The following is a 7,056-nucleotide window of genomic DNA, read 5'->3' as shown; positions in this document are numbered from 1 at the left end:
GCAGAGAGGTGAAAGCGAACTACTAGTCATTCGCGAAGGAACGGGAGTTTAATGCTTTTTTTTTTTTTTTTTTTTCCAAGCAAAAGCCGCCATACGATTCCTTCCCTGGTCTCGGGGCCCGGGAGTTGTGTAAAAGGGACGGGGGGGGGGGCGTCCCACCCCCGCCCCACCTCAGAACGGCACGCCGCTGCGCAGGATCACGTTGGCATACGGCGTGGTCTCCCCGGTGCGGATCGCGAAGGCGGCATCGGCGCAGCGGGTCTTGAGCTCGGCGTGGCTCACCCACTCCACTGCCTCCGGCAGACCGGGCAGCAGCAGCTGCTCCGCCGGGCCGCTGCGCGCTTCCTCGGCGAGGACCGCGCCCTCCACCACCACCGTCTCCAGCAGCGCGTCGAGCACGGGTCGCAGCCGCGGCAGACCCAGCACCACCGCCAGGTCCACCACCGGCACATGCCGCGGGATCGGCAGCCCGGCATCGCCCAGCACCACCGTGTCCGTGTGGCCCAGCAGGCTCAGCTGCCGGTTCAGCTCCGCATGCAGGATCCCCGAGCGCCTCATTCCACCTCACCATCCCCACCCGGCAGCGCATCCTCGCTGCTGGGGTAGGACGGCTGGGCGCCGTGGCCCTGGACGGCGAAGGCGCTCACGCGGGTGGCGTAGCGGGCGGCGGCCACGAGGTCATCGCCCGCGGCCAGACGCACCGCGAGCGCGCCGGTGAAGGCATCGCCCGCGCCGGTCGTGTCCACAGCCTGGACCCGCACCGCCTCGACCGCGGTGACCGGAGCATCCACAGCCCCAGACCCGAGCGAACTCGCAGCCCCGGTGCGGACCGACCCATCGGCCGCTCCGGCGCCACGGGCCCCGCGCGCACCCTCCGCCACGAGCGACCCCGCGGCGCCGAGCGTCAGCACCACGGACCGCACCCCAGCGCCGAGCAGCGCCCGCACGGCCCCGGCCGGCGACCCGTCGGAGCCACCGCCCAGCAGCTGCAGCACCAGCTCCGCCTCGTGCTCGTTGACAACAAGCGGATCTGCCGCGAGCAGCGTCTGCCGGTTCAGCTCCATGACGGGGGAGGGGTTCAGGATGAAGCGGCCGCGCACATGCCCCGGCAGCGCATCCACCACCGCGCGCGGCACCTCGCACTGGCTGACCACCACTGCCGCGGCCTCGAGCAGGTCCGCGGCAGGCTCCACGTCGTCGGCCACGGACACCTCGCCGTTCGCGCCGGCGACCACGATGATCGTGTTCTCCCCGGCCTCATCCACGGTGATCACCGCCAGGCCCGTCGGCCCGGGGACGGTGCGGACCCGCGTGAGGTCCGCGCCGGAAGCGCGCAGCCCCGAAAGGGCCGGCTGGGCGTTAGCGTCATCGCCCACCGCGCCGACCATCGTCACCTGGCCGCCCAGCCGTGCCGCGGCCACCGCCTGGTTCGCGCCCTTCCCGCCGGGCAGCACGTGCCCGCCGGTGCCGTGCAGCGTCTCGCCCGGCAGCGGATGCCGGGCCACCGTGGTGATCAGGTCCGCGTTCACGGACCCGACCACCACGATGCTGCCCTGGCGGCTCACTGGAAATCGCCCGCGTTCTCCTCGGAGACGGTGACCACCTCGACCTGGATCTCGGCCTCCGCCTCGGAGCCGTCCAGGATGGCCTTCGCCTGCTGCACCGCCTGCTTGCCCAGCTCCTCGGGCTGCTGCGCGATCGTCGCCTCGAGGGTGCCGGACTCGATCGCGGCGATGCCATCGGCGGTGCCATCGAAGCCCACCACGAACACCTCGGAGCCGGCCTTGTTGCCGAGCGCCTCGATCGCGCCGAGCGCCATCTCGTCGTTCTCCGCGAAGATGCCGACCACGTCGGCGTTCGCCTGCAGGAGGTTCGTGGCCACATCCAGGCCCTCGGCGCGGTCGAAGTTCGCGGTCTGCGTGGCGACCACCTCGATGTCCCCGTACTCCGCGATCTTCTCGGTGAAGCCCTGGCCGCGGTCCCGCGAGGCCGACGCCCCCGGGGTGCCCTGCAGGTGCAGCACCTTCCCGGACTCGCCGATCGCCGCGGCGAGAGCCTCCGCGGCCTGCGCGCCACCGGCCACATTGTCCGAGGCGATGAAGCTGGCTACCTCGCCGCTGGAGGCGGAACGGTCCACGGCGATCACCGGGATATCGGCGTTGTTCAGCGCCTCCACGGAGGTGGAGACCGCATCGGAATCGGTGGGGTTCACGATCACGACGGCTGAGCCCTGCGTGATGGCGTTGGCCAGCTGATCGGCCTGGCGGGCCGAATCATCGGAGGCGTCCTGCACATCCAGGGAGACGCCCTGGGCTTCGGCTTCCGCCTTCGCGCCCTCGACGAGCTGGACGAAGAACGGGTTGGTCTGGGTGGAGACGGCGAGGGTGACGCGGCCACCGGCGCCGCCCTCCCCGCCGTCGCCGCCGCCGCGGTTGCAGGCCGCGAGGGTCAGGCCCGCGAGGACCGCCCCGGAGGCGGCCAGCACCGAGCGGCGAGAGGCGAGCGTGGAACGGGTGATGAGCTGGATGGACATGGTTTCTCCTTGGGTGTCGGACGGGTCAGCGGCGACCCGTCGGCGGGATAGATGGATGGTGGGGTGGGGCGCCGACGTGCGCGGCGCTAGGTGGTGGGGCACCGACGTGCACGGTGCCGGGTGGGTGGTGCCCGCACGGGTGGGCCGACGTCGGCCGTGTCCCTGCGGGCCCGCCCGCATCAGCTCGTCTTCTTCCGACGCAGCACGTCGAAGCCGACCGCCGCGGCGATGACCAGGCCGATCACCACCTGCTGCCAGAAGCTCGAGACGTTCATGATGTTCAGGCCGTTGCGGATCACCGCCAGCAGGATCGCGCCGATCAGGGTGCCGGTAGCGCGGCCGGAGCCGCCCGCGAGCGAGGCCCCGCCGATCACGACCGCGGCGATCGCGTCGAGCTCGTAGCCGGCGCCGGCCTGCGGTCCCGCGGAGGAGAGCCGGCCGGCCAGCACCATGCCCGCGAGTCCCGCGAACAGGCCCGAGAGCGCGTACACGCTCACCAGCACCTTCTTCACCGGGATGCCGGACAGGCGCGCCGCCTCCTCATTGCCGCCCACGGCGTACATCGAGCGGCCCAGCACGGTGCGGGAGAGGATGAACCAGCACAGCAGCCCCGCGATCGCCATCGCGAAGATCGGCACCGGCACGCCCGCCACCGAAGAGCCCAGGAAGGACACGGACTCCGAGGTGGGGATCGGTTTGCCCTGCGAGATCACGAGCGTCAGCCCGCGGGCCACGCTCATCATTGCGAGCGTCGCGATGAACGCCGGCAGCTTCCCGTACGCGATCGCAAGCCCCGAGATCGCCCCCGCCAGCAGACCCACCAGCAGGCCGATCAGCAGCGTGAGGATCCCCGGCAGTTCCAGGGACGCGAAGGAGTACGCGGAGACCATCGCGCCGAGCGCCGCCACGGAGCCGACGGACAGGTCGATCCCGGCGGTGACGATCACGAACGTCATCCCGAAGGCGAGGATCGCCATCACCGAGGCCTGGATGCCGATGTTGATGATGTTCGGGACGGTGAGGAATGCGGGCGTGGCGATGAACAGGCCGATGCACAGCAGGATCAGGCCCACCAGCGCACCGTTGTTCAGCGCCCAATCGCCCAGTCGGGAGAGGAAGGTCGACTTCTTCTGCGCGGAGGCGCCGCCGGGGGTGCTGTACGGGGCGGAGCCTGGGGTGGTGCCGGGGGCGCTGCCCGGGGCGTCGTCAGGGGAGGCGGAGCCCGGGCCCGCCGCTGTAGGGGTATGCGACATCATCGTCAAAGTCCTTTCACGGGTAGGGGCGGCGGTTCAGACCGCGGGAACGGTGTTGGAGACGGCGAGTGACATCACGGCATCTTCGGTGGCGCCCTCAGCGGGCAGCTCACCCGCGATCCGCCCGCCGCTCATCACGAGGATCCGGTCGCTCATGCCCAGCACCTCGGGCAGCTCGCTGGAGACCATCACGACGGCGCCGCCAGCAGCGGTGACCTGGTTGATCAGCTGGTAGATCTCGACCTTCGCGCCGACATCCACACCGCGGGTGGGCTCATCCAGCAGCAGTAGACGGGAGCTCGCCATAACCCAGCGGCCGAACACGACCTTCTGCTGATTGCCGCCCGAAAGGTTGCGGATCGGCTGGTCGATGCTCGCCATCCGCACCCCGAGAGTCTTCGTGACCTCACTCGAGCGGCGACGCTGCCCCGTGAGATCCGCGAGGCCGTAGCGGCCCGTCGGCACGAGGGTGGCGAGCCCCGCGTTCTCCTGCACGGACGCATCCAGGATCAGGCCTTGACCCTTGCGGTCCTCAGGGACGAGGCCCATGCCTGCGCGGATCGAGGCGGACACATCCCCCGTCGGCAGCGGCTTTCCCTCCACCGTGATGGTGCCGGCATCTGTGCGGTCCACGCCGAAGATGGCGCGCAGCACCTCGGTGCGGCCCGCGCCCACCAGCCCGGCGATGCCCAGCACCTCACCGGCGCGGACCTCGAAGGAGATGTCCTCGAACACGCCATGGCGGGTGAGGCCCTCCACCTGCAGCAGCGGCGCGCCCGGGGTCTCGGGGCGCTCGCGCGGGAACTGGTCGTCGATGTCGCGGCCCACCATGAGGGAGACGAGCTTCGCCTCCGGGGTGTCTGCCGGGACCTCCGCGACGAACTTCCCGTCGCGCAGCACGCACACCAGGTCGCCGATCTGCGGCAGCTCATCGAGGTGGTGGGAGATGAACACCATGCCCACGCCCTCGCGCTTGAGCTCGTGGACCACGGTGAACAGCTGGCGGATCTCCGGGCCGGTGAGTGCCGCCGTCGGCTCATCGAGGATCAGCACCCGCGCCTGCTGGGAGAGAGCCTTGGCGATCTCCACCAGCTGCTGCTTGGCCACCCCCAGCTCGCCAACGGGGGTGCCGAGGTCCACGTCCAGGCCGATCCGCTCGAGCGCCTCCTTGGCGATGCGGCGCATCGCCCCGCGATCCACCATTCCCAGCCGCGAGGGGGCGCGGCCCAGCGTGATGTTCTCTGCGACGCTCAGCTGCGGCACCAGGTTCAGCTCCTGGTGGATGGTGGCGATGCCGAGCTTCTCCGCGGCCTTCACATCGGGCAGCTGCACGGGGGAGCCGTCCACGATGATCCGCCCCGCATCGGGCTGATAGATGCCGGACATCATCTTGATCAGGGTGGACTTCCCGGCGCCGTTCTCGCCCAGCAGCACGGTCACCTTCCCGGGGTAGACCGGGACGGTGACATCGTCGATGACGTTCACGGGGCCGAAGGACTTGCTCACCCCCTCCAGCTGCAGGATCGGGGTCTCAGCGTTGTTCATGATCAGCTCCCGGGGTGGGCGCGGCACCGGCGCCGCGCAGATCGAGGGTGGCGGGCAGATGCACGTCCTGCGCCGAGCCGAAGCGGTCCAGCTCCTGCGAGAGCTGCTTCACGGCGGCATGGGCGAGGCCGGGGATGTCCTGGATGATCAGCGGGATCTCCAGGTGGATGAGGACAAGGGACTGCACGGCGTCGAAACCCACCAGCGGCAGGTCCTCGCCGGGGCGGATGCCACGCTCATGCAGGGCACGCACCGCGCCAACGGACATCAGCGAATCCGCGGCCAGCACGCCCTCCACGCCGTGCTCGAGCAGGCTGAGCATGTTGTCGTGCCCGGAGGTCTCCACGAAGGAGCCGTGGCGCACCACCGGCTCGAGCCCCAGGGCACGCGCATGCTCAAGGGCCTGCGCGAGGCGCTCGCGGCCGGTGGAGGTCTCCCGCGGGCCGGCCAGCAGCCCCAGGCGTCGCACGCCCTGGTGGTGCAGGTGGGCAAGTGCGTCACGGATCGCCCCGGAGGTGTCCGACGTGGCCGACGGCACCGGCAGCGTCTCCACCCGGCGATCCAGGAACACGAGGGGGAAGCGTGCCTCGTGCAGCGCGGTGAGGGCGTCGATCGCGGAGTCGAACGGCGCGGTGATGATGCCGTCTACGCGCTGGCGGCGTAGCACCTCCATGTATTCGAGCATCAGCTCGGGGGATTCCGCGGCGCTGCCCAGCAGCACGGTGCGGCCCTGTGCGCGGGCCGCGATCTCCACTTGGTGCGCGAGCTCCGCGAAGTAGGGGTTGCGGATGTCTGGGATGAGCAGCGCGAATGTTCCGTAGCGGGCGGAGCGCAGGCTCTGTGCGTGGGCGTTCGGGGTGTAGTCCAGGTCGCGGGCGGCGGCCTCGACGGCCTCGCGCGTGGTGGGGGAGACGTAGCCGTTGCCGGATAGGGCGCGGGAGGCGGTGCTGATGGCGACCTTCGCTTGCGCGGCGACGTCCTTGATCGTGGGTCGGGTCATCGCTCCTCCTTTCCGCCTCATCGCGAAACGTTTCCACATGGGGTGTGCGAGGGTGTGGTGCAGCCTCTGGAAACGTTTCCAGTACGGTACGCCCGCGAGGGGCCGCAGCGCAAGAGGCGGGGCGAGGGAGTTTTCGGGTGGGGCCCTCTAGCCCCTGCCGATTGTGAAGTGCTGGTGACCGATGCGCGGGGCGGGGTGCCGAAGTCCCACGTTGTCCCACGAAAACGAGTTTCCGGGCCCTCCAAACGCCCCGGGCACAGCGAAGGCTGGTCAGGAAACCTCTCCTGACCAGCCTTTTCGCTCTGGAGCGGGTGACGGGAATCGAACCCGCGCTGTCAGCTTGGGAAGCTGAAGTTCTACCATTGAACTACACCCGCGAACGGTGGTCCTGCCTGGTCGATCGCGCTGTCGCGGCCTCGGCCGGGCATCTGGACGCGGACCACCATACCCCGTCGGTGCCCCTGCTCGCGAACCGGGCGGCCCTTATGCCGCGCATACCACGGCCGCGGCGCCGGCGCTCACGACCCCGATGCTGCGCACCCCACGCCCACACAGTCGCTTACACACATCTGACGCTGCCGACGATACTGCAGGTGCAGATATCCGGCGCAGTAGTAGGATTTGAAAATAAAAAAGACTATGAGCTGCGAGAAATAGAGGATCATGAATATATAAAAGACTATAGCTCTACTTGTCTATAATCGCAGTCTGCGGCTGATGCTGAA

6 protein-coding genes and 1 tRNA gene are annotated in these 7,056 nt (G+C 69.7%); all 7 read right to left on the bottom strand.

Annotation, left to right across the window (positions count from 1 at the left end):
- Positions 1-171: 171 nt before the first annotated feature.
- The 7 genes from rbsD to MU407_RS13215 all read right to left on the bottom strand — a co-directional run bounded on the left by rbsD (position 172) and on the right by MU407_RS13215 (position 6,708).
- Positions 172-558, bottom strand: coding sequence for a D-ribose pyranase (gene rbsD, locus MU407_RS13245; protein WP_246958196.1), 387 nt, complete (start codon positions 556-558; stop codon positions 172-174).
- The gene (locus MU407_RS13240; protein ID WP_348648036.1) at positions 555-1,541 is read right to left on the bottom strand and encodes a ribokinase; all 987 of its coding nucleotides are present in this window, start codon (positions 1,539-1,541) and stop codon (positions 555-557) included. The genes rbsD and MU407_RS13240 overlap by 4 nt, the downstream gene beginning before the upstream one ends.
- 20 nt (positions 1,542-1,561) lie before the next feature.
- Positions 1,562-2,533, bottom strand: a complete 972-nt coding sequence (locus tag MU407_RS13235; protein WP_102234772.1) for a substrate-binding domain-containing protein — start codon at positions 2,531-2,533, stop codon at positions 1,562-1,564.
- Between the two features lie 179 nt (positions 2,534-2,712).
- Positions 2,713-3,789 (bottom strand): ABC transporter permease, encoded by a 1,077-nt coding sequence (locus MU407_RS13230; RefSeq protein WP_246958194.1) that lies wholly within the window; start codon positions 3,787-3,789, stop codon positions 2,713-2,715.
- 33 nt (positions 3,790-3,822) lie between these two features.
- Entirely contained in the window at positions 3,823-5,331 is a 1,509-nt protein-coding gene (locus tag MU407_RS13225) for a sugar ABC transporter ATP-binding protein (RefSeq protein ID WP_102234771.1), read from the bottom strand.
- Complete coding sequence (locus MU407_RS13220; protein ID WP_246958192.1) at positions 5,318-6,331, bottom strand: LacI family DNA-binding transcriptional regulator; 1,014 nt, start codon at positions 6,329-6,331, stop codon at positions 5,318-5,320. The genes MU407_RS13225 and MU407_RS13220 overlap by 14 nt, the downstream gene beginning before the upstream one ends.
- 303 nt (positions 6,332-6,634) lie before the next feature.
- Positions 6,635-6,708 (bottom strand) — tRNA-Gly (locus MU407_RS13215).
- Positions 6,709-7,056: the final 348 nt, after the last annotated feature.

It is taken from the genome of Brachybacterium sp. Marseille-Q7125 (assembly GCF_023062615.1).
Classification (GTDB): Bacteria; Actinomycetota; Actinomycetes; order Actinomycetales; family Dermabacteraceae; genus Brachybacterium.
This window is presented reverse-complemented; position numbering and strand designations above follow the sequence as displayed.

Coding starts and splice junctions, on each gene's coding strand:
- MU407_RS13230 (WP_246958194.1), bottom strand. CDS start 3,789: ATGATGTCGCATACCCCTACAGCGGCGGGCCCGGGCTCCGCCTCCCCT.
- rbsD (WP_246958196.1), bottom strand. CDS start 558: ATGAGGCGCTCGGGGATCCTGCATGCGGAGCTGAACCGGCAGCTGAGC.
- MU407_RS13235 (WP_102234772.1), bottom strand. CDS start 2,533: ATGTCCATCCAGCTCATCACCCGTTCCACGCTCGCCTCTCGCCGCTCG.
- MU407_RS13220 (WP_246958192.1), bottom strand. CDS start 6,331: ATGACCCGACCCACGATCAAGGACGTCGCCGCGCAAGCGAAGGTCGCC.
- MU407_RS13225 (WP_102234771.1), bottom strand. CDS start 5,331: ATGAACAACGCTGAGACCCCGATCCTGCAGCTGGAGGGGGTGAGCAAG.